This window comes from Thalassobacterium sedimentorum (assembly GCF_031127905.1).
Lineage (GTDB): Bacteria > Verrucomicrobiota > Verrucomicrobiia > Opitutales > Coraliomargaritaceae > Thalassobacterium > Thalassobacterium sedimentorum.
Window position 1 is genome coordinate 1 of sequence record NZ_JARXIC010000046.1, and the last position, 23,783, is coordinate 23,783.

The 23,783-nt window shown below is 46.4% G+C and carries 14 protein-coding genes; 2 read left to right on the forward strand and 12 right to left on the reverse strand.

The features are described from left to right. Positions 1-179: 179 nt before the first annotated feature. The 7 genes from QEH59_RS16795 to QEH59_RS16825 form a co-directional block, all read right to left on the reverse strand. Positions 180-824 (reverse strand): hypothetical protein, encoded by a 645-nt coding sequence (locus QEH59_RS16795; RefSeq protein ID WP_308986542.1) that lies wholly within the window; start codon positions 822-824, stop codon positions 180-182. Between the two features lie 56 nt (positions 825-880). Beyond that, positions 881-4,369 (reverse strand): hypothetical protein, encoded by a 3,489-nt coding sequence (locus QEH59_RS16800; RefSeq protein WP_308986543.1) that lies wholly within the window; start codon positions 4,367-4,369, stop codon positions 881-883. A 147-nt stretch (positions 4,370-4,516) separates the two neighbouring features. After that, a complete protein-coding gene (locus tag QEH59_RS16805) occupies positions 4,517-5,569 on the reverse strand; it encodes a LacI family DNA-binding transcriptional regulator (protein ID WP_308986544.1) in 1,053 nt (350 codons plus the stop codon). 58 nt (positions 5,570-5,627) lie between these two features. Beyond that, positions 5,628-8,612, reverse strand: a complete 2,985-nt coding sequence (locus QEH59_RS16810; protein WP_308986545.1) for an alpha-L-rhamnosidase — start codon at positions 8,610-8,612, stop codon at positions 5,628-5,630. Between the two features lie 207 nt (positions 8,613-8,819). After that, on the reverse strand, positions 8,820-10,004 hold the full coding sequence (locus QEH59_RS16815) for an autotransporter outer membrane beta-barrel domain-containing protein (protein ID WP_308986546.1): 1,185 nt from the start codon (positions 10,002-10,004) through the stop codon (positions 8,820-8,822). Positions 10,005-10,278: 274 nt separating this feature from the next. Beyond that, a complete protein-coding gene (locus tag QEH59_RS16820; protein ID WP_308986547.1) occupies positions 10,279-10,953 on the reverse strand; it encodes a response regulator in 675 nt (224 codons plus the stop codon). Between the two features lie 12 nt (positions 10,954-10,965). Beyond that, positions 10,966-13,038 (reverse strand): discoidin domain-containing protein, encoded by a 2,073-nt coding sequence (locus tag QEH59_RS16825; protein WP_308986548.1) that lies wholly within the window; start codon positions 13,036-13,038, stop codon positions 10,966-10,968. A 204-nt stretch (positions 13,039-13,242) separates the two neighbouring features. Here QEH59_RS16825 and QEH59_RS16830 point away from each other — a divergent pair, with 204 nt between their 5' ends. Then, positions 13,243-16,008 carry a family 78 glycoside hydrolase catalytic domain gene (locus tag QEH59_RS16830; protein WP_308986549.1) on the forward strand — a complete coding sequence of 922 codons (2,766 nt, stop codon included), beginning with the start codon at positions 13,243-13,245 and terminating at the stop codon, positions 16,006-16,008. 187 nt (positions 16,009-16,195) lie between these two features. On the opposite strand, the gene QEH59_RS16835 is transcribed toward QEH59_RS16830, so the two are convergent. The 5 genes from QEH59_RS16835 to QEH59_RS16855 all read right to left on the reverse strand — a co-directional run bounded on the left by QEH59_RS16835 (position 16,196) and on the right by QEH59_RS16855 (position 21,317). Then, positions 16,196-16,399 carry a hypothetical protein gene (locus tag QEH59_RS16835; RefSeq protein ID WP_308986550.1) on the reverse strand — a complete coding sequence of 68 codons (204 nt, stop codon included), beginning with the start codon at positions 16,397-16,399 and terminating at the stop codon, positions 16,196-16,198. A gap of 17 nt (positions 16,400-16,416) precedes the next feature. Then, positions 16,417-17,799, reverse strand: coding sequence for a purine-cytosine permease family protein (locus tag QEH59_RS16840; protein ID WP_308986551.1), 1,383 nt, complete (start codon positions 17,797-17,799; stop codon positions 16,417-16,419). 154 nt (positions 17,800-17,953) lie between these two features. Next, entirely contained in the window at positions 17,954-19,549 is a 1,596-nt protein-coding gene (locus tag QEH59_RS16845) for a sulfatase (RefSeq protein WP_308986552.1), read from the reverse strand. An 11-nt stretch (positions 19,550-19,560) separates the two neighbouring features. Next, on the reverse strand, positions 19,561-21,024 hold the full coding sequence (locus QEH59_RS16850; RefSeq protein WP_308986553.1) for a sulfatase: 1,464 nt from the start codon (positions 21,022-21,024) through the stop codon (positions 19,561-19,563). 65 nt (positions 21,025-21,089) lie between these two features. Beyond that, positions 21,090-21,317 carry a hypothetical protein gene (locus tag QEH59_RS16855; protein ID WP_308986554.1) on the reverse strand — a complete coding sequence of 76 codons (228 nt, stop codon included), beginning with the start codon at positions 21,315-21,317 and terminating at the stop codon, positions 21,090-21,092. A 400-nt stretch (positions 21,318-21,717) separates the two neighbouring features. Here QEH59_RS16855 and QEH59_RS16860 point away from each other — a divergent pair. Further along, positions 21,718-23,783, forward strand: a 2,066-nt coding sequence (locus tag QEH59_RS16860) for a DUF5722 domain-containing protein (protein ID WP_308986555.1), incomplete at its 3' end; no start/stop codon positions are given.

The window sequence follows — 23,783 nt, forward strand, 5'->3', positions numbered from 1 at the left end:
CTCGAAACACCCGCAGAAGCCAGCACCACCGCCCCCTTCAAATCCGTAATAGGCATTGATGATTGGACCGAAGTGCAAGTCTCGAAAGACACGATTAAATAAGACGTCGCTTCTCATCTTAATCAAGATGAGAAGACATCGCGCAGATAGAGGCAATCTAGTCCGCAATATAATTAATTCTATTGCTGAGGAATACCAGTCAGCTTAACCTTAGATGTACCTTCTACAGGTGAGATGAGATACAGCATGCGTACTCTTTCATTATAATAAAGCGAAGTGCTATAAATCAATTGTGGCGATGCATCACCTTCCGGCAACTCCACAAGCAGTGACTCATAGCTAGTGCCATGTTTGAAGCTCGAACTCACATCCGCAAAGTTTAAAGGGCGGATAGAAGCACGCTCCTCTCCAAGCTTTAGCGCAATATTTTTTTCTGTTAGATTTACAAAGCGGTAACTGCCAGTTTTAAAGTCAGCAAGGTCCTCGGGCAGTGCCAACATCTTAACTGGCGAGCTAGTAGAGTTTCTAGATACAAATAATAAGTAATCGCTCGCGAATCCTTGCAAAAGGGTACTAGCCACGGGAACCCAGGTAGTCTCACCTTCGACATTCTTTCCTTTTGTAAAAAGACTAATTTCTCGCGGTCCTTCATAAGCCACACTCGCTGAACGTACGCCGGGATAAAAATTAATCTGCTGGTATTCTTTACCGTTCCGAAGGTAGAGATCGGATACCCGTCGCTCTAATGCGATTCCAGTGAGTGTGGCCTGAATAACTGGCTCGTCCGAAGCTTCCTGCCCCTTCACACACAAAGCTAGGAGCATTGCCAATAAATATATAATAGACTGCCGTATACTATTCATCACTATAACTTTGATTATTATACACTTTCTTCGTCGAGAAAGCGAATCGAGAGCACTTTGAAGCGTCGTCCAAAGTTTGGTTTGGTCGGATCCGGCTCCCAATATTCGGAATCCAACACAGGATCGTTTCCATTCGGATAAACTGGTTCAGGAACACGTTGCACGAGCATTTCACACCAGGCCTGCGCATGGACCTGCCCCGTGAGAGGATCACGCGAATCACCATATGCTCGCACGCGAAAGGTATCCGAGCGCACCTGAATGAATGATCCGATACCTTGCAAAACATCTGCTTGATTGATGTGACTCGCGGCCCCCATGGCAACAGCTCGACTACCACTAGCTTTAGAGACATTCGTCGGCTGCGGAAAAGTATTCAGATCTGCTGAACGAAGCTCAAAACTGTCGTTTAAATTGCTACGGTCGATCGCAGCTTGTAGTAAACCGGCGAGTCCAAAAGCATCGTTACTCAAATCACGATTAACAAAAGCACTCATACTAGTGTAAGGAAAACCATGTGCATTCACTCTATCTCGCAATTCAAGTACTATGTTTTCAGCGAGCTTACGAATGTCGGCATCCCCGAGTGCTCGATAGCCACTCCAAGCTTCATCAGATGCCGTATCACCATTGAATTGCCCTTGCGAGGGAAGCATCGAACGGGATACTGCAGTGTGATCATTGGCAAGCGTATCTACAGTCGAATTCTGACTTTGATATACGGATCCACCTCGTCCTGCAGCAAGCACAGCTGCCCACGCATCGACTGAAGTGCTGTTTACATTAAATGCGCCCGCAACCAACAAATTTTCGGAAGAACGATCCACACCCGTCACCCGGGCGTGATTGCTCTCATCAAAAAGTTTGTTCTTAACATCTTCCAAAACTTCATTGACGTGACGTAATAATTGCATACGTGGATTGGGAAGAGTTCCAGTCAGCAAGGATGCATTTGAAAAACTCGGATCGAAGGCGGCATCGAAAGACACCCCAACAGGCGTAGAGGAAGGATCAAAATCATCTGCAATAAGATTATAAGGAACCGAATACGAGGAGAAAAAATACTGATCAAAAAGTGTATCATTCAGGTAAAAAGACAGATCATGATAGAGACGAGGTTGGCCACCAAATGCACTCCCGCTAGCAACACCAGCAAAACTTGTAAATACACCGTCAATACGGTCTCTATCTAAATATGGAGTCGCAAAAGAATTGCCGATAGCCAATGCGGGCATCGTTCCCAATATAGCAACATTAGCACTCTGAAGTTGCCCGAGAGAAAGCGGAGGCGTCACAGGTAATTCCAACGGAGCCGTTCGCAAGGCTCCAGTAGCATCATTAGAACTCCCCCAATAAGCATTTCGCCCTCCATCCACGCCAAAATTAGCAGATTGCAATAATGCATCACCAACGGCTAAAGGCGACAGCTTAGTATTCATTCTCCATGAGGGTGCAAAAATAGGAAATCCATCTTCATCCGCGATCAAGTTAGTTGCTCCCTTTATTGGCGAGTGCGGATTGGAGAGCGCATAAACTGGAAAAGACTGACTATCTTCTGTTGTTTTTAGATAGTTATCAATCGTAACAACTGGCCTTGGCGCACTACCAGAGCCTTCAATATGCAAATCAGTGTCGACGAAGAAACCGTCTCTAGCGGGAATGTAATTTTGAGCCAAAAATGGTTCAGGATTATCCAAAAAAATACGATGAAACGGATTATCTTGACGGATCGTATGATCCTCAAAATACGCCGAGTAATTATATAAAGACACAAAGCCATTGTCTCTGGTCAATCCGCTTGTCACTGGATTCTCAGCAGACCCCATACTGTGGTATTCATAAACAGGCCAACGCTGAACTGCAGCTGGGTTACCAGAAGCAAAGGGGGCAAAATCCAACTGAACATTAGGTCCATTTTCAACAGGAATGAATACGTCACTAATACCTATCTGAAATACAGTCGAATTATAGCCCAGAGTTGATATAAAGTCCTCTGCGCGAGGAGTACCGTTTCTCGAAAAATTTGTCGAGTTAGGAGCAATTCCAAAGTACACTTCCGAAAGACCAGGTGACATCGTTCCCGGTGCTATCTTAATAATAAATTCATTATTACTAGTCCCGACATTAATCGAACGAACGGAACTGTAATTCCCACTCGAATCGCGTACCACTAAATCCCCCCCAACAGCTTTCAACAATGTATTAAAGCGCGTATGATCGATGAGTGACATTAAGCCATAGTGTTCAACCGCGACGTTGTAAGGGTTGTGATACACACCGGCTGGGTTAATGTAGGGCTTCGGCTTGACGTAGGGATCTGTGGATCCAGAAACTGTAGTCGGTTCAAATAAATATCCTATGGTTTGTATCCAACGATGCATATATGGCGCATACTGGCTACGTATTAAATAGGGCAAGCTATCTGAAAGCAGAGGATCACCGGATGCGGCCTGTCTCCACACATTGATATTATCAAAACGTAAAGATGCGAGTTGCCTAGGATTACCGATGCCAGAGGGCGCCCCAAACTCATCATGATTAGGCAAGAAGTATTGCGCAGGAAATACCGGATTTGTTAGCGGGTTTTGCATCCGCTGATAGATGGTGTAGTAATCACGCAACAGATGCCATGAAGGGCCACGCCCACCATTAGAATCATAGAACACTGGTTGCGCGCGAATTGAAGTGCCGAGCACGGGCACTGTGTCTGAGCCAGCTCCTGCAAACTGCGAATTTTCAAAAGCTGTTTCATCCAACTCAAATGCGAGAGACAAATCCTGTTTAAGGCCTCCGTCGCGCACGTTAGATAAGACACCATAGCTACCCACAGTAAAATTATGAAACTGTCGTTTGAGCCCTGCTTGATTGTAACCAGCTAGCTCAAGCTGGCTAATATCGCTCAATCGGTGACTGGCCTCCTCACCTATACTGTCCCCGCTAAAATCCGATAGTATGCTAAGATCCGCTTCTCCTTTAGTTCCAATCGACAGCACTGAATGATAGCGAATTTCAGCAGCATCTGCAGCTACAGAGGTGTTGCTTGGTCGAACATCAGCCTTCATATTTTCATCCGCGACCCACCATGCGTAACTGCCTGAATCCTGACCATGCGTGCCCGCTATTTTAGTATCTGCGGTCGAGACACTCACGACCGCATGAGCATCCACAGTGGAGTCTACAGAACCATCACCAACTAGAGTCACTACATCTACATTTCCCGAGACAGGTGCGGCTTGAGTCTCATAATTTGTTTGAGAAATATCCCAATCCGATGCCAACCAAGCGAGTTGCATACCAAGATTATCTGGCCCAGAACCCCATACACCCGTATAGTTCTTCTTCGACTCATCTGAAGATGACATGATTTCTGCACGTGCAGTGATGCGTTGATCGGGCCCTAAATAGCGTTGTAACTCCCCAAGTGCAATTGTTGCGGCTAGATAAGCATTTTGTTGAGCTTCAATTCGCACGATGGCACTATCTGCAGCACTTGTCTCGACTCGCACAAGAGTGGTTATCGATAAAAGAAGAAGCAAAACAAAAGCCATTAACGACAGTGCAATTACTAGCGCAAATCCTCGGTGGCTGGCACTACAGACTGGTTTATGTTTCATAATATAAAGATAAGATTAGGGATAATTAACTTAGATAAATTATCCAGACGAAACTGCGGAAGTCGTTTCGCGGCAAACAAACTGAGTATTAAAACACTTGGATTGGACCGCAGTTGAGCTTTCTGACGAAGACCGAAGACGGTTCAGCAACATCATTGCGGTCGCTTCAGCCATATCCTTAATCGGCTGACGAATGGTGCTAAGTCGTTGCGGCAAAAAACATCCAAGTGGTATGTCGTCTACACCGACAACTGAAATATCCCCTGGCACCGAAAAACCACAATCAGCGGCAGCACGCATCGCACCGATCGCGGCAAGATCATTCAGTGCAATCAACGCAGTCGGGTGTCTCTGAGGTGGTTGGCTTTCTAAATATTCCTTAAATACTCGATGCATATCTTCCAACTCATGCGAACACGTCAGGTAAATATTGTTCTCTTCGGTCACTCCACGCGCTTGCAGCAATTGATTAAACATTTCCGGGCGGCCATCCGCGCTCTGCCCTTTGGATAAAGCACTCAGAAACGCAAAGCGTTGGTGCCCGAGTTCAATTAAATGATCAACTGCCTCGATGAATCCACTCGTAAAATCGATTTGAATAGAATCGAAAGGTAGGTGCGGCGCTCCTTTAGGCGGCGGTCCAGTAAGCGCAACTACAGTCTTATCTGCTTCTTTAGCCTTGGCTAGGAAATCCAAATGTTTGTCTAAATCGTTAACAAAATAAGCAACCGCATCGATCTGACGATCTAATAGTGAGAGCAAGCACTTAGACTGGTAATCCATATCTTCACGAGAGTGCTCCAAAATCAAATCATAGCCAAATTTACGCAAAGCTCTCTCTAAGCAGTCACTAAAAGCAGTATAGAATGGATTATGTAAATCCGGAACCACTAAGCCTATCGCTTTAAAACTCCCAGTTCGCAACCCCAGCGCAGTACGGCTCGGACGGTAATTCAACTCCTCTGCCACCTTGAAAACACGTTCTCGTGTTTCTTCTGATGCCCATGAATTCGGCTTGCGATTTAAGATAGTAGACGCTGTGTTGGGGGCGACTCCTGCTTTTGCTGCGACATCTTTTAAACGTGCTCTCATGATAAACATATTCGCATATGGTATTGGTTTAGAATCATATAAGCAATGGGGCGACCATCTATGGTTTTGCTGATCTTGAAAAAAATTCGTAATGACCGGAACCAACCTCTAGCAGTATGCGATTATCCTCGCTACCGATGAGACGAATACCTTCTGCCTGTGTAATAGGAAGGCCACCTTCGGTAACATCATAAACCGACTGAGCAGGAACATAGACAGTCGCCTTCGTATTGGCTGGCACCTCGATACGCCAGCGAAATGTAGCAGCATCGTATTTCCATGTGCTCGCGATACGTCCCCGAATCGAATCGTAATGCCCTCTTGCCCAATCAACACCATGCCCAAATTGAGGCTTCATTCTAATCTCTTGGTAAGCGATGCCAGCAGTGTCAATACCCAGCATATCGTAAAACATCCACTCACTACAGGCCCCGTAGGCATAGTGGTTAAAGGAATTCATTCGCTCTCCATTGATGCCGCCTTCAATGGTGTAGCTATTCCAACGCTCCCAGATGGTGGTTGCACCCTGATCGACCGAGTAGCCCCACGAAGGATACGTTGTATTTTGCAGTAAACGATACGCGAGATCGCTGCGACCAATATCAGTAAGTGTGGGCAGCAAAATCTGCACTCCAAGAAAGCCTACTGACAAATGGTAGTTATTGGCCTCGATGCGTCGAACAAGATGATTCGCCGCTTGCTCGCGCTGTTTATCGGTAAGTAAATTATATTGAAGCGCCATACAATAAGCTGTCTGCGTGTCACCTTTAACCTTCCCCGTGGCATCAACAAAGGTATCCTGAAAATACTTACAGATACGCTCAAAGAGATTTTGGTATTTTCGCGCATCCGCGTCCTTTCCAAGCGCAGTAGCCATTTCTGCCATCAGACTCGTACTATATGCATAATAAGCTACGGATATAACATCCTGTGGTGTATTTGCCCCAACGGCAAGCCAATCGCCAAATTTCCCGGAAAGTCCGCCATACCCATTCCGCCCACACGCTTCAATGAAGCGCGCCATGACTTCATAGTGCGTTTCAAGCATACGGGTATCGCCGTAAACCGTATAAATCGTCCACGGACAAATAATACCAGCGTCCGCCCACCCCGGGCTACCATGTCCGTGAAATACGGGTGCCTGCTGCCCGAAGAGCCCTTCATTGTTTACGCTATCAACTAAGTCTACCATCCATTTGGTAAAAAAAGCTCCAACATCCTGATTGTAAGTCCCTGAACGAATAAACACCTGTGTGTCACCCGTCCATGCTAGACGTTCATCACGCTGCGGGCAATCAGTCGGTACTTCAAAGTAATTCGATAACTGCCCCCACAAAATATTACTATGTAATTGATTAAGCATTGAATTGGATGATTCAAAAGAACTCGTTAGCGGAGCATCCGAATGCACGACGATTCCTGTAATCATAGCAGGCTCCGGTCTCGAGCGAAGCCCACTCACTTCCACGTAACGAAAACCATGAAAAGTAAAATGCGGCTCGTACGTTTCAACGCCCTGCCCTTTGAGAATATAAGTATCAGTTGCTCTGGCTGAACGTAAGTTTTGAGTGTGGAGCGTACCATCCTGATTGAGCATTTCACCGAAACGCATGACTATTTCATCACCGGCTTGACCTCTAACTTTTAGTCGGGCCCAACCCGCAAAGTTCTGCCCTAGGTCGAAAATATATCGCCCTTCCAACGGCTCGGTAATTCCAATTGTAGGCAACTCACGGGTTGCGCGAACCGGCACACCTGGATAAGCTTGGATGACCGGCGAAAGCTGAGCCCCGACATCCACCGTCGTCCATCTCCTGTCATTGAAACCCGCTTGAGTCCACCCGGGCATTTCCAGACGTGCATCATAGGTTTCACCTGCCTGCATATCAGATTCGAGGATCGGCCCGAATGAAGCTTTCCATGATGAATCTGTTGCAACCACTTGACTCCTACCATTCGTATAATCGATATGTAATTGAGCCAATAAACGAAGTTTATTACCATATTGGTTTTGTCCCAAAAGACTAATATTTCCACGAAACCATCCATCACCGAGGATACCTCCCAAAGCATTATCGCCAGTCTGGATAAGATCAGTAACATCATAGGCCCGGTAGTAAATGCGTTTATGGTAGTCGGTCCAACCCGGCATAAAGTATTCGTCACCGATGCGCTGACCATTCAGATGCATTTCAAAAACACCCTCTGCGCTCACATAAATAACCGCGCGTTCGACACGAGCGTCTACCCTAAATTCTTTTCGTAAATGTGGCGATGGCAAATAGCGCTTATTTCCTAAATTACGCGTAAGTCCCGTCACTAAATCAAATTCCGTATTCTCGTTTAACTGATATTCACGTGATTTACCATCTATCGTATAAGCGAGCTCGAGTTTCTTTACTCGACCTGGTGCAGGGTCAGCTCCAACAAAATCATTTGAAACCGAGAATTGATAGACACCATTATCGATCTGTTCCTGAAGCTTCGCACTCAAATCAACTTGACGGTTCGCTTGCGCCGGTAAGCCATACATCGCTTTGACTATGAAAATATCACGGCTTACTTGCGGAGAAGCTTTAGATGGAAGTTCGGGAATGGCATCATAGCCAATCCACTCTGCCCTCCAATCACTTGGTCTCAATAACCCCATCGACCACTGAGCTGGTTCACTCCACGGTGATACATTGCCCTCGCGATCCCAGGTCATGACCTTCCAATGACAAAGCTGCCTGGATGAGAGCGGCTTACCGGCATAAACAATATGTATACTATTGCCTGACTCGACTCTTCCACTGTCCCATAGATCGCCTTGATTACGACGCAATTTCTCTTCAGAACTTGCAACAAGTATCCGATACGCGCTCTGAATAACCCCTCTGCGCTCTGCGCAAAGCTTCCAGCTCAGCCGTGGTTCAATAACGTCAATGCCCTCTGGATTGATTAAATACTCAACAGTTTGCTCCGAGACTGTTATCACAGCAAACACAGACAAATTGACTGATAAGAAGGCAGCGACGGATAAAAAAATATGAAGGAAATTCATTGAGCTGAAGTATTTTTAAGAACAAAGGCGATTCTTCATAAGTAAAATCACCTCCGATGAACACTCTTACATCTTGATTTATGAACACAGTTGTTTTCGCATCTTGTCACATGTGCATGCGACATGGTGCGAAAACGAATTTCAAGTGCCACCTATCCAATCGGGCGTTGAATAGGATGCTTACGATAGATAAGGCCTAATCAGCTGCTATGCACGACGACGTATCAAAACTGAGCTAAGCACCAACATCCCCACGAACAGCGCAAAAGAACTCGGCTCAGGAATGGCCGCATTGGCAAAACCGTAGGTATGAAATGCATCAGTATTCAGAGCGTTTAATGAAATAGTCTCAGATGTTCCATTAGCCACATATTCGTAGTCCACTCGCAAGCCGTTATTATTGCCAAACTGGTTAACATCGACAGTAAGCAACTCTCCATCAGAAGCGGTAATTGTCGAAATACGGCCAAAACCATCAGCATCAAATCCTACCGTAAAAATTGATAGAATATAAGTTTGGCCGTCCGTAAGTCCTTCTAAGGTCAAAGTCGCATTTTCATTCCCAAAAACAAAGCCTTCAGCCAAGTCGGCGCTAGATCCCGTCACATTATTCACGTCAGCGCCGAAAGCAGAACCCATGTTATAAGAGAACTGTCCTGCGACACTGGGGTTACCACCTGCGACACCGGTAAATGTCACACCATTTATATCCACATTAGAAGCTCCGCCACCAAAATTATAGGCATGCGAGTATGTGCGTCCGCCTGCAGTCGTAATGCCTGAAGTCGCATCGCCGTTCCAAGCGTTTACCGAAATACGTGGGGTGACTTCAGAAACCGTAAAATCATCCAGCAGTAAGGTCTCATCCGTACCACCACCAGACACAGCAGCATCGATTGCGAGCGAAGCGGTAGAAGCAGTCGCCACAAAATCATAACTCACCGTTTTGTATGGATTCGCCCCACCAACTGAAGTCACGTCGCCACGAATGGCCGTTGAGCCTCCAACAACAAGACGCATTTCCGGTGAATTATTACCAGCAGATATTCTTGAATTAACGCGATAGGTAATTCGATAAGTTTTGCCCGCAGTAAGCCCCGTAATTCCACTCGCACTCGTTAACGTGTTAGAGCTACCTGTAACTGCTTGGACAAATGCAACTTGGCTCCCCTCAGGCACTGCGCCATTGTTAGAAAATGGGCCGGTTGAATTCAGCCCGACTCTAGAGTTGTCATTTGCTGTCCAACCAGTAATCGAACCGTTGGCCCCTGAAGAAATGTAGCCTGGGGCGGTGCCGAAAGTCTCTTCTTCAAAGCCAGTATTCACAAGGCTTTGAGCTTGTAAAGAACTCACAAAGGAACAGAGGATAAGAGATGTGGGATATATTTTCATATTCATTAGGTTTACTTTAGCAGTTAATGGGTTCGATCGTTAGACAGTAATTCTTCACTGAATTTCCCTGAATCAGTAGTATTGATAAGGTAGTTGTGATTTATACTGTGTATAATTTACCTCTAACTTAGCATTAGGTCATGTCACACGATCATGCGACAAGATCCCGAATCCCTGCCAATCGCTTCATTAAGAGATATTTACGGCGAATTGCTGCCCGCAAAACGAAAGACAGGCTGTTACTTGCAAATTTCGTGCGGTAGATAACGTGTGATTAGGACAAATCAAGCCATCCACGACGGATTGCTTCTCTAACAGCTGCTGGTAAACTGTGAACATGCAGCTTATCAAAAATTCGTCGAAGATAGGTCGAAACACTATGCTGACTAATGCCCAACTCATCCGCCACAGCGCTCTTAGTATGCCCTTGAGAGATCAGATCCAAAATCTGGTGCTCTCGCGACGAAAGCCCATCATCACTGACGACGGGCTTCAACTTCTGAAACATACGCAATACCATCCCTGCGATCTGAGGATCAAGCGGCGTACCATAATTCGCAGCCTCATTGATCGTTTGTACCAAACGATTCGTGTCTCCCGATTTAATCAAATAACCATGTGCACCCGCTTTGAGCGCACCAAATACCTTTTCACGATCAGTGAATGCCGTAACCACAATCAAACGCGCAAGCGGTAGCTTTTCACGTAGTTTCGGAATGCCGCTCACGCCATTCATACCTGGAAGACCTAAATCCGTTAAGATTATATCAGCTTCCAACCCCGATTCTACCGCATCGAGAGCTGCCTCCATATTCGAGAATGCACCTACACATTTATACCCCTCATGCGTATCAAGAACTCGACTTACGGCATTACGATAAATAGAATGATCTTCAATAATTAATATGCGCCAAGTTTCGGGACTCGCAGTTACAGGGATTTTTTCCATAGCTTTGAAGGTTTATTTGATTGGAACAGTAAGAGTCAACAGTGTCCCTTCATTTAAGCCAGAGACCACAGAAAAACTCCCATTCAAACGTTGAGCGCGCTGCTTTAATGCAAGCAAGGTGGATGGATGCGCTACTTTCGATTTGCTCATACCACGGCCGTTGTCCTTTATTGTCAGGATTAAGTCTGTATTAACCTGCACCAACGAAGTACTAACCTTTGTGGCTTCAGCATGACGCACAATATTCAAAAGCGCCTCACGATAAAAGAGCATAAGATCACGCAACTGCTCATCCGTCAGTTCTACACGACTCGCTGGCTCCTCTGGATGATACGTCCACTGTAATGATCTCAACATAATACTCCCCGTCTCTCTCAGGTGCTCGGCAACATTGCGACGTTTCGCTTTTTTGGGGCGCAAAAGCCAAACGATATCCCGAACCGCCGTCACCGTATCGGCAGCAATCATTTGAATCATTTTCAAATCCTCAGGTTCCGGCGGTTGATCTCCCGAAATATCAGATAATATCTGAATACTCCCTAAATTACTACCAACTTCATCATGTAGATCACCCGCAATACGCTCTCGAACCCGTTCGATATCACGCTTACGCACCCAACGATAACGAACTGGTAAGATAATAGAAACAAAGACCCCCCCAAGTCCTACAAGGACGAAAAAACTAATCACTCCCCTCCGCACCGACGAACGCATCGAATCAACTTCTGCCAGCAACGAATCTCTTTGATTAAGCAACTTTAAACGCTCATCTAAGCCTAGCATCCAGTCGGCTACACCGATCAATAAGCCCCTAGGCCCAAAACCATCTGTTAAGCTGGCCTCACTCCAATACAGGTTTCTATGAGCGACCACTCGGCCGATGCGGTCGGAGGAAACTACCTTTGCGCCCAAGGCAACATTCTCATCCGCATTAAGAACCTGTATTTCGCTCAGTGCTAAAAAGGCCGGATAATCGGCAAATTCCTTCCAAAGCTTAGTTGTCTCAATGCGCACAAAACGTGCCTTTTCTTCGTGGAAGCACAGCTGAAAAGCTGCATAACCTGGATTCTCAATCTCACGATCCGTCTGATCGATTACTGTCTTGAAAGAATCAACCTCACCAGTTTTTGAGACTTGAACGCGGAAAGAACGAGGAAACGCAAAACCTGGAATATTCCCTAAAGAAGGTCGACGGACTGGATAAAGACATATGGCATCGACAGTTTTCACTTCCCCTAAATCTAACTCAATCCATGCCTCTTCATCAGCACTCTTACGATCCTTCGATAACCAGCCGATATCAATGATCCCTGATAAAGGGATTTCGGGTAAACCCAGAGATGTTTGTCCGTCGATTAGAAATGAGTGCTGCCAATGCCAATGCCGTGCCTTGTCTAACTGATGCGGCGTAATAACCTGAGCATTTCGCGCTACGTTTTCACCATTAGAAAAACAAAGCACTTCAGAAAACGCCATCAGATAGACACCGTCTCTATTTTCCTGCTGTTGCTGCAATTGAAGAGCGTGAATACGTAAGCCAGTCGCCATAACAGGATATTCTAACTTATAAACAAAAGGATAACCTTTGTGCCTGCGCTCAGATCGCTTAGCTGTTTCATTGGCAATAGTAACCGATCCTGAAGCGCCCGTAAGTTCGACCGTAAAATTCTCAGGAAGCCCGTAATCCAAAACAACCCCAGCTGCATCATAATTACGCGCAGGGACAATCGCGATTAGGTCAATTAACCTCGGCTCTTCCCATTCAAGATTAATCACCCGCTCTATCGTTCGCCCTTCAATGTTTGGATCAGTTGTCGCACCGTCTGCAAATAGAAGTATGCCTCCCGTCCCACCAGTATTCTCTAAGCGTAACTCTGGAATAGAACTCAAAGCAGTTTCAATCCGTTTCAGTTCCTCACGAGCCGTTTCCCAACTATCAAAAAAGACGCCCGCCAGACGCTGATCCCAAGTTTGAACTTCATCAAATCCCCAGCCTTCTAATACCGACAAGTGCAGTAACAGCCAAAGCCTTACCGCAAGAACTACTGCTCGCTTTTTAATGACCATATATTTACGTCGATACATGAATCAGGATTCTAACCTATAAATCAAAAAATAAGCTACGAAATTATAAACGTATGATACATGCCAATAATATACAACTTATAAAAAACATATATCCAGCCTAGTTTAAAAACATTCCGTCGCACGTTCGTGCGACAAGACAAAGCCGCTTCACATGATATCATATTTGAGCTGCTATTTCCACAGAATCACTGTATATTCATCATGTTTTTAAACAAGTTCACCATCCTATTTCTCCTATTTCTTTTGGGAGTATACTTACTTCATACACCGATTTATTCAAAATCGGCTGCCCATCCTTTCCATAATGCCGAATGGATCGGCTTCACACAGGATGCGCGCGCGGAAGAATGGTCGACTAGACATGTTACATTTAACCAACCTCCTCACGACATTTCGTCCTGGTTACCGACTCCAGAGGAGCTCCATCAGACTCCACGTACATCGTTTGTTGCTCCATTGCTACGTAAAGAGTTCTCGATCAAAAGACGCGTCGAGTCAGCGACTGTAACTGTGAGCGGTCTAGGCCTTTATGAATTATGGCTAAACGGCACCAAAGCGAATGACCACGTTTTGGAACCTGCGCAAACTTCTTATGATAAACGTGCCTTTTACAATGTAATCGATGTGACCCAGCAACTTCGATATGGCGACAATGTGATCGGTTTAATGCTGGGCAACGGATTTTTCGGTCAAAACATAGCCTTCGCACCCGACCTCAGCTATGGTGCCCCACGTGCGATTCTTACACTTGTCGTCAAATACGCAGATGGCAGCGAATGGAAACTGCACTCGGATGACAATTGGCGGGCTAGTAGCGGACCACTGCTCTTCGACAACATATTCATGGGAGAGACCTATGATGCTCGCCTCTACCCCCAAGGATGGGCCGAGCCAGACTTCAACGATTCCAGATGGTCTCCTGCAGAAATCATGGCAGCACCGACAAATCAGCTTGAACCCCAGGCAATGGAACCCATGCGCAAAGTGCGCGAAGTGAATCCAGTAGCGATACTACCCGCAGAAGATGGTTGGATTCTCGATATGGGAATCAACATGACTGGCTGGCTACAATTTAGTCTTAGTGAGCGTAAAGGCACCGTAATTAGCATTCGATTTGCCGAACATTTAATGCCGGATCGCATGAATATTGACTCAGCATCAACTGGTATTCACGCGACGGGTGGCGAACAGAAACACATATACATCTTTAGCGGAGACGGTCTCGAAACATGGGAACCACGTTTTAGCTATCAAGGATTTCGCTACGCACAAATAAAAGGTCTCAGTAAGAAGCCCAAGCTAGATCAATTTACAGCTTGGCTAATCCGCACCGACGTATCCAGAGCGGGTACCTTCGAAAGTTCAGACCCATTGATTAATAAATTCTACGAGGTCTCCATGTTAACTATTGAAGATAATATGCAGGGACTACTATCCGACTGCCCGCACCGCGAACGATGTGCATGGATGGGTGACATCCACGCCGTCGCCGAAGCAGCTACGTATAACTTTGATTTACGCAAGTTCTGGCGCAAGACAACCCACGACATCGAAACCATGCTCGGAACAGGCGGCGGCAGCCCAAATGGCGGACTTCCTCTCGACCCACGCGCACCAACCAATATTGCCGTAGGCAAAAGAGATTGCGGCCAAGCCCGTCCTGATTGGGGTGCCGCCACCGTCCTCGTTCCTTGGTATGCGTATCTCTATTATGGAGACCTCGCTCTGCTCGAGGAATCTTGGCCTATGATGGAAGACTGGATGGCCTATCTAGAGGAGTTTGCGGTTCAGGACGGCATCATCAACGATGGCTTTGGGGATTGGTGCCCGCCCGGATCCAATACAAAAATGGACACACCAAGTGCACTGACTTCTACCGCGCTATACTATCAATCGCTAACATACATGGAAACGATGGCAACTGCCTTGAACAAGTCCAGTGCAGCTGCGCACTATAAAAACCAGGCTACAGTCATTAAAGACGCATTTAATCAACGTTTTTACACAAGCTATGAAATAGCGACTACTCCAACAGGTTCAAGCCCAAGAATCGTTATTAATAATGCGAGCTACGGAGACGGATCCTCTAAACAAGTCAATCTAACTCAGAAAATTCAGCAACTGATCACTGAAGGCACTTATAGCTTTAAGGTCGACAATGCTTTCATTGGCAGCGATCCAGCACCAGGTGTCGTCAAGAAGCTAGTATTAGAATACACAATTAATGGAGAGCTTAAGCATCAAGTGTATACAGAGAACTCAAATGTCCATTTCTTTAATCGCACGATAGCGACTTACGGCTCACAAACAGGCAGTGCATTTGCGCTCCATACTGGCATCGTTCCCGAGGATAAACGACAACTCATCGCCGACGGCTTAGCTTCGCTCATCATGGAGGAGTCAAATGGTCATTACACCACTGGTATCTTCGGGCACCGCCCACTCTATACAGTTCTCAACGACTATGGGCATAGCCATGTAACGCGTCACCTCTGGAGCATCATCGACTGGCCCAGTCTCGGTTTCATGACTGAAAAGCACGGACTTACAACGTGGCCGGAAGTCCCCTACAACTGGCAAGAAGGACGCCGCTACCGCCGCAACTCCTTCAATCACCCCATGCACAGTGGCTTCGCTGCGACATTCCACGAAAGCATAGGAGGTATTCGCCCCGACGCAGAGCATCCAGGTTTCGAACAGTTCATACTGCGCCCAACATTCCTAGCAGATTTAGATTGGGCCAAAGCGACCTACAAGGCACCGCAAGGTTTGATATCCAGCCACTGGCTACGTGAGGGTAACGACATAATCTGGAATATTGAGATCCCCACAGGCACACAAGCCGAAATCCAATTACCTCTAATCGAAAAAAAGCACATTTACCTAAAGGGAAAGCAACTTAATCGCAATCAATTCACCTTAGAATCGGGAAAATGGGCTATTGGGATTCGAGCGACATATCCATGATAGTAGTCAAGCCACACGCTAAGACGAAGCTCTAAGAGCAGTAAAAGAGCCTCAAATCTCTACAGTACATAAATCGGAATATTAAAGCAGTCATCTAATAGTGTATACGCTTAAATCAAAGTAGCATCGACTGCTCGAATCGACCTCGTGAAAATGCAGTGAGAGCGCCGACTACGAAGGCTTTCAACTACAGTATAGGATCGCTTTCAAGATTGGCATCGTCTGGCTTTCCAATCCATAAAAACGCAGTCATATACCAAAGCAACGTCGCTACAAAAAGTATACTGGTCATCGCAGAAAACTCTAGTAAATCGAAGAAATACGCAATAGGCACGAGTGCTATAGAAATTAGAGAAAGAAGGCCGAGCCATTTAGAAATCTTTTTCATCATAGTTACATCAGATAAGTTTAAACTCTTTGCGCTCCGCGCGCGCGACTAAAGACTAGAAATAAGACACCACAAGCGAGCCAAGCGGGCAGCACGAAATACCATGTTGTGGCGCCCTGAGCAAAAATAAAATAGAGCGCGACAGCCACTGGCAACACCCAAGCAAAGAGTACCGCCTTGTTGACGCTAGAACCAGAATTTTCGGCATAAAACGGGGTAATACCGACACGCTTGCTAAAATACCAATCCACATAAATGACTGCCCCCATAGGGGCAAGGATGGTACCATAAAGCCCAACGAACCCGAGCAACTTAAAGGCAAAAGCAGGAAAAACTGCAGCAACAGTTGCAATCCCACCAGCAAGCAGCGTCATACTTAAACGGCTCGCACTCGGCAGCATTGCCTGAAAGGCCAAACCTGCACGATATATCGTCGGATTGGCAGTCGTCCACCCCGCAACGACCACGCAGATGATACCTGCAATGCCAACTACATTAAAAGCCATCGGCCCTGGCACTGGATCGGCGCTTTGTGTCAGCTTGATCTGTGCCGCCAACATAAAGGCCGCCGCAATCCACGCCATATAGTGTCCGACATACATGCCGCCAATCGTCGCCCAACCACTGGAAGCCTTTTTGGCGAAACGAAAAACCGACAGATCAGACATCCCCACATGCATCGCCGAGTTACAAAACCAAGCAAAAAGCATGACTTCAAAAAAGCCCATCGAGGTCGTCACTTCTCCACCCTGTGCAAATTGAATCGAGTCCGTCCAAATCGCTTGCAGCTCAGCCCATGAAGACACTCCAAGCTGCTTAAGAGCAACGACACCACAAGCAAAGAAAACCAAAACCATCCAGGGTGCCGCAATATTAGCAAACTTAGACACCGCATCATAACCAACACTAGCCACAGCTGAAATCACTCCGCCCACTAAGAGCACGATCACCACAAATGATACACTACTCGGATAAATCGCATCGAAGGCAGGCATCTCCAAGTTAAACGGAATCCCTACCGCGGTAGCTGAAACCGTAATCATCGCACCAGCAAGAAAACAAAATAAAACACCGTTCGCTAAATTATAGATTTTAACTAGCTTCTTACCCGCAATCTTCTCTAAGTGGTAGTAAAGTGTCCATCGCGCCTGAGTGGCAATGGGCGCACAAACAAAACGCCAGCTAAAGACCGCCAAGAGATTCCCCACCAACAAACCCAAGAAGATATTATACAGGCTCACACCAGACAATAAGAAGAGCGGCCCTATCATAAACTCAGTGCCGGCTGCATGTTCGCCAGAGTACATACCCCAGAACTTTCCAGAGCCCTTCAACTCTGCATCAGGTATTCGTTCACGCTCGTATTCATTAGCTACTTTAGTAGGGGCAGAGTTCTCAGACATATTGTGGTGTAATTAAGAGATTTGAGTAATAAGACGAGTGTAACGACTAATTAATACACTCAAGCTGTTACCTTGTCACGCCGCATGATCGTGTGACATGACATAGTTAATCGTTGAGCCGAGATGTCCATGCGCAGCTGCTACTTGCTTCGGACTATCGCAAATCATGAAACTTGAATGCCGTACCGGGGGCGTTCGCATCAAACGCAGGATTGAGTGTTGGCCAATAAACGGACGCAACATTCAATCTCAGCCATGACTTTAATTGTTCGTGCAGTGTTTTGGCTAACGCGGGATTCTTATGCGCGAGGTCGTCCTTCTCATAAGGATCTTCTGCAATATTGTAAAGTTCCAGCCGCCCCTGCCAGTCCCAAATCAATTTGTAATCACCATGGCGAATTGCCGAATGCGGGGTCAAGGGAGTGCCATAACGCGGATGCTTAACAATGACATTAAACGGATAATGCCAGTAAAGCGTTCTATCTGGACCTGAAATTTTTGGATCATTTAAAAGAGGAAGTGCACTAAGTCCGTCGAGGTCTTCAGGAAATGGATTATTAGTCATTTCGGCAAGTGTCGGCAGAAAATCTGTTGCATCGAAGATCGCGTCGCACCACTGCCCCCCCTCAAAATACGCTGGCCAATAAAAAATGGTCGGCACACGAATGCCGCCTTCATACAGACATGCCTTGCCCCCAAGAAAAGGCTGATTATCTGTCGCAACTGGCTCGGTGTACTCGACACCACCATTGTCTGAGCTAAACACGATCAGTGTATTATCAGCCAGACCTGTCGCCTCCAAGGTAGCGCGAATCTCACCAATTGAATCATCAAGGTGCTTGAGCATAGCTGCATAAGTAGCGTTGTTGTGACCTAAAAAACCTTTTTGCTTTTTGTTTTCAAAAGCGGCGACTGTCTCAGCAGGCGCTTGCAGCGGTGTGTGCACCGCGAAGGGGCAATAATAAAGCAGAAAGGGCTTAGCCGATTCGCCCATAGCTGCTCTCTGGCGGATAAATTGGGTAGCACGAAAACTTAAATCGTCAGTCAAGTAACTGAAGCGACTACGAGCACTGGAATAGCCAACACGACATTCACCGTTAGGCATTGTATCGTAAATGGGCTGCGTTCGATTCCAATCATCATGCCAATTGAAATATTTTGAAGCACCTGCATCAAAAAAATTCAATTCCTCAAACCCGTGGGCGGAAGGCTGTCTCGAGGGCACACCATGTCCGCCGAGATGCCATTTACCTAAAAAGGCTGCATGGTGTGTTGCCAGAACTTGAGGTAAGGACGGCACGTTTGGATCGAGCGCAGTATTTGTGTGTCCGTTGACCCAAGCTTGAGGAGCATCAATCGGGTCTCTGTGACCCCATGCATCGTGTGGTTGACTTCCCACGGGCACAGGCAGTGCCTGATTGAAATAAGTCTTCGCACTGCCAGTCGCAGTGGTCACACCCATACGCGAAGCAATACGCCCCGTTAATATGGCAGCACGCGTAGGTGTACAGAGCTGATTTGCATACGACTGCGAAAAAGCGATGCCTTCGGCAACTAGCCGATCTAAATGAGGTGTCTCGTAAAACAAGTCATCCTTATCGGCTCCCGTGAAATGGGTCGCAAAAGCGTTGATATCAGTAATCCCCAAATCATCAGCAAGAATGAAGATGATGTTAGGATTGTTCTGCGCATGAACAGTGGGACCGATACAGAAAAGAATAACTAAATATGCTAAGCGCCGATACATCATTTTGCCTACCTTTAACGTACAATACGCTTTTCAACCCTTAAGCCTCCATTTTGCACACCAATGCTTTCAGGCTTGAAGACGTTTGGATTAAATCGTGGGTTCCGTTGTGGCAACGCTGCGGATGAATCAGACAAATACTCTTCAATAAACGCATCCATCCGTTTAACTCTCTCAGGGTGAAGTTTTGACACATCATTAGTTTCACCGATATCTTCCTTCAAATTATAGAGACGATAATCATGCGCGCCATTCTCGCCGTGGTGAAATAAGCGAATTAATTTCCAATCACCGGAATGAAGTGCGACAGAAAAAGGCAACCATTCAGGCACTCCAGGAGAGTGCGGGAAATAAGTAATGATTCCTTTGCGATCTAAATGATCACCTTCCAAAGCAGGCATAATATTCACACCATCCACAATATGATTCACAGGTAGATCAATACCTAGATTTATGAGTAAAGTCGGGTAATAGTCAGTGCTTTGAATGATTACCTCACTCTTACTCCCCGGCTTCGTGACACCAGGCCAGGCAATGACAGTCGGCACTCGAATGCCACCTTCATATATCGTGGCCTTACCACCTCGCAAAGGAGCGTTACTTGTAGGTGCAGCAATAAACTCTTCACCAATAGCGTCCGTCTCAAGGATTCCATTATACATATTTCCACCATTGTCAGAGGTAAAAATAAACACTGTCCGATCAGTAAGACCCGCTGCTTCGACGGCATCCATAAGTGTGCCCACTGCATCATCCATCGACTCGATCATCGCCGCATAAGTCGGTGAGTGCTGCGGTTCATTTCTATCTATTTTATGCCGATACTTTTCGATCAACTCATTTTTGGCATCAAATGGTGCGTGAACTGAAAACATCCAATAATTCAGAAAGAACGGCTTATCCTTCTCCAACGATTGCATCCACTTAACAGCCTCTTCAGCCATCCGATCTTCGATATGTTGTTCCGCGAAGTCCGGGTCAATTGAGTCGTACGCCCAAGGTGCCACAAAACCACCCGCTGGGCCCGGGCCATTGAAATGTGGAATATCTACGTCGAAACCATGCTCCAGTGCGGTGTAAGGCTCGAAGCCCAAATGCCATTTTCCGAAATGTCCCGTCGCATAGCCTGCCGCTTGGAATTGTTTTGCCAACGTAGGTAGACTATTATCAAGCCGTGTGGCAGAATTGACTCCAATCGCCTTACGGTCTGGAGCATCCTGGTCCTTCTCTGAGCTATTCAAACGCACCACACCTAGGTGGTGTTGCGGCGCTGTCGATCCGTGGCGGGCAGGGGTTTGCCCTGTCAGAATGCTCGCCCTGGTCGGCGAGCACAATGGACTCGCCGAATAGGCACGATTGAAGAGCATTCCTCGCTCGGCCAATCGCTCCAAATTAGGCGTATCGTAAAGGCGCGTGTGTCCATTCAACGTCGTGTCCGCCCAGCCAAGATCATCCGCCAGAATAAAAACCACGTTCATCGGCTTAGCGAATAATGAGTGAAGGCACGTAACAATTAGGAGATATACTAAAGAAAATTTCGAAATCATAACATATAGCCCGGATTCAAAATGCCGCCGCCATGCTTCTGCACGGAAGCGGGATTGGGGTCTGGATTCACAACAAGTGAGAATGAACCCACAGTAGATGCCAAATTAGTATCCTCCGAGGCAGCATTGCTGGCGAAATTAGCATCGATAATAAATGTTTGTGCGTGTATCTGAACTAGTAAAAGTTCGACTGCAAGGAGTGTGAGGAGGATTTTCTTTTTCATACTTCTGACTTAAGAGTACATAACATAAAAGATTTTATAGATTCTGAGTTTGCTTGAGACTGAGTTCCTCTAATTAAGTCTAACACTCATTAATTTTATAGGATTATGCCATCAACTGCCTCGCACGGCATGTCACACCTTCGTGTGACATGCCGTGCGAGGCATCACGCGAACTTGTCGAAAGAAACCAAGTCGACACCTAGATGTATTTTAGGAAAAAACTCTCATCGTCTCATGCTAAACTTGAAACGATCAATCCGATCGTAAAAATTCATACCTCTGCCACCAATAGTAGATACACATTCGTGTGACACGACTTAGCTAAAAATCTAATACACTATATCCATAGCTCACATAAGGAGTCTCATGCACTTACAAATCTAACCAAATTATACAGCCAATGCAAAGCCATCTCTACTATCTCGTATTTTTTTTTCTGACACTGTCTGCACTAGGACAATCACTCGAACTAATCCCGAATAGATCCAATCATCTTGAAATCATTGCCAAAAATTCAGATGAGCTCACACTGACCACCACCGGCGTTGACCCAAATGCAACCTTCGGTATTGTCGATACATCCAGCGCAAACAAGGAATCATACGTTCTTTCATTCGAATACTTCTGCCCAGAAGGAATTCCGTTCACAGAAGTTTTTTACGGGCAAGGCAATTCATTTAGTTGGAGTGAAGATCGCAAAATAATCGGTAGTAAATTACCCGTAGCCCAAGCATGGCAACCATATGCAGTCGATCTTAAGAACGGATCAAAAAACGCTTGGAATGGAGACAATCGCTACTTCCGTATCGATTTCGGACGCCGAGCAGGCGTCACACTGCAGATTCGAAACCTGCAACTTAGAACCCCCACACAAGAAGAGCTGGCCAGTAGCGAAGAAGCCGCCGCTAAATTAGCTGCAAAACTAAATCGGGCAAAAAAACTAGACACCTACTTAATGACAACTTCCACACATGCTGTGGTTGATAAAGTTGTTATCGACGCCAATTCAGTACATGTTATCGGTAAAAAAGATCCATCGATGAAGCTCCCAGTCTATCTGGTCGAATTTGAACCGCATGAAGACCCATGGCTTTTCGAAGGCGGCACAGTGCTTGAAAAAATTGGTCCCTTAGCAAATGAATTTTCGGTAAGCATTCCACGCTTTAACAACGACCGCGACCGCCTAGCCAATCGCTATGCAGTAGCAAAAATCGTCGATGGAAAACCACACATAATCTGTCATGCCGTCTGGGCTAGTGATGTCTCTGGCGTCGCCGAACGCAGTATGCCACGCCTCTATCCTAAAAATAAGAAAGGGCTCGGAGGTATCTCCTTTAAAGATGGAATCTTCGAAGAGGACTTGAGCGAACTAGGCATTACCTCCTCGACAATCAATATCAGCCTAGGACCGATAATGAACGCGGGGCGCAATCCTATCGAATTCATCCACCAAGGTAAGACTCATTTCTTCAATCCCAATGCACTCGATAAATTGGATAAAAAAATTCGCTGGATGACCGACCAAAACATCGTCGTAAGTGCAATTTTACTAGTCGCTCCCAATGCTGATCAGCTCATTCATCCAGAATACAATAGTGCAGGAATCTACTCAATGGCTAACATGTCCGAACAAGACGCCAGCGACGCCTTCCGCGCCGTCGTCGCCTTCCTCGCCGAACGCTACAGCCGCCCGGATCGCAAGTATGGTTGGATTTCCCATTGGATCGTTTTTAATGAAGTCGATTATGGCTGGATTTGGACAAATATGGGCGAGCAACCAATGCCCCTTTACATGAATGCCTACGAAAAGGCCATGCGTTTAGTTTGGCTCGAAACCCGTCGCTACAATCCGACTGCAGAAGTCTTTATATCTCTAACGAATCATTGGACATTTAGTCCAGCTGATGAATTACGCGCCTATCCCGCTCGCGACCTACTTGACCGCCTCGCACTTTACTCACAAAGGACTGGAGATTACTTCTGGAGCGTCGCCTACCATCCTTATCCACAAAGCCTTCGTCAGCCGCGCACTTGGGAAGATAATGATGCGACAGCAAGTTTTGACACGCTATATGTCACACCGAAAAACATCGAAGTCCTCGACGCTTACCTACGCCAACCTCAATTCCTTTATGAAGATAAAACACGTACAGTGCTACTTTCCGAGCAAGGCTACCATACGCCCGACTACAGCCAAAAATCAATGAAGGACAAGGCCGCCGCGATCGCTTACACATGGGCAAAAATCATGCCCCTCGATTCTATCGAAAGCTTTCACTACCACCGCTGGGTCGACCACCCAATGGAAGGCGGACTCAAAGTCGGACTCCGCACACTGCCCAGCAAAGAACACCCCTTTGGCATCCGCAAGGAACCCGCCTTCAGCGTTTACTCCGCACTCGAAACACCCGCAGAAGCCAGCACCACCGCCCCCTTCAAATCCGTAATAGGCATTGATGATTGGAC

Bases quoted from the DNA above. Each gene is read 5' to 3' on its own strand.
- QEH59_RS16795 (WP_308986542.1), bottom strand. From the start codon at position 824: ATGCTCCTAGCTTTGTGTGTGAAGGGGCAGGAAGCTTCGGACGAGCCA.
- QEH59_RS16805 (WP_308986544.1), bottom strand. From the start codon at position 5,569: ATGAGAGCACGTTTAAAAGATGTCGCAGCAAAAGCAGGAGTCGCCCCC.
- QEH59_RS16810 (WP_308986545.1), bottom strand. From the start codon at position 8,612: ATGAATTTCCTTCATATTTTTTTATCCGTCGCTGCCTTCTTATCAGTC.
- QEH59_RS16815 (WP_308986546.1), bottom strand. From the start codon at position 10,004: ATGAAAATATATCCCACATCTCTTATCCTCTGTTCCTTTGTGAGTTCT.
- QEH59_RS16820 (WP_308986547.1), bottom strand. From the start codon at position 10,953: ATGGAAAAAATCCCTGTAACTGCGAGTCCCGAAACTTGGCGCATATTA.
- QEH59_RS16825 (WP_308986548.1), bottom strand. From the start codon at position 13,038: ATGTATCGACGTAAATATATGGTCATTAAAAAGCGAGCAGTAGTTCTT.
- QEH59_RS16830 (WP_308986549.1), top strand. From the start codon at position 13,243: ATGTTTTTAAACAAGTTCACCATCCTATTTCTCCTATTTCTTTTGGGA.
- QEH59_RS16835 (WP_308986550.1), bottom strand. From the start codon at position 16,399: ATGATGAAAAAGATTTCTAAATGGCTCGGCCTTCTTTCTCTAATTTCT.
- QEH59_RS16840 (WP_308986551.1), bottom strand. From the start codon at position 17,799: ATGTCTGAGAACTCTGCCCCTACTAAAGTAGCTAATGAATACGAGCGT.
- QEH59_RS16845 (WP_308986552.1), bottom strand. From the start codon at position 19,549: ATGATGTATCGGCGCTTAGCATATTTAGTTATTCTTTTCTGTATCGGT.
- QEH59_RS16850 (WP_308986553.1), bottom strand. From the start codon at position 21,024: ATGAACGTGGTTTTTATTCTGGCGGATGATCTTGGCTGGGCGGACACG.
- QEH59_RS16855 (WP_308986554.1), bottom strand. From the start codon at position 21,317: ATGAAAAAGAAAATCCTCCTCACACTCCTTGCAGTCGAACTTTTACTA.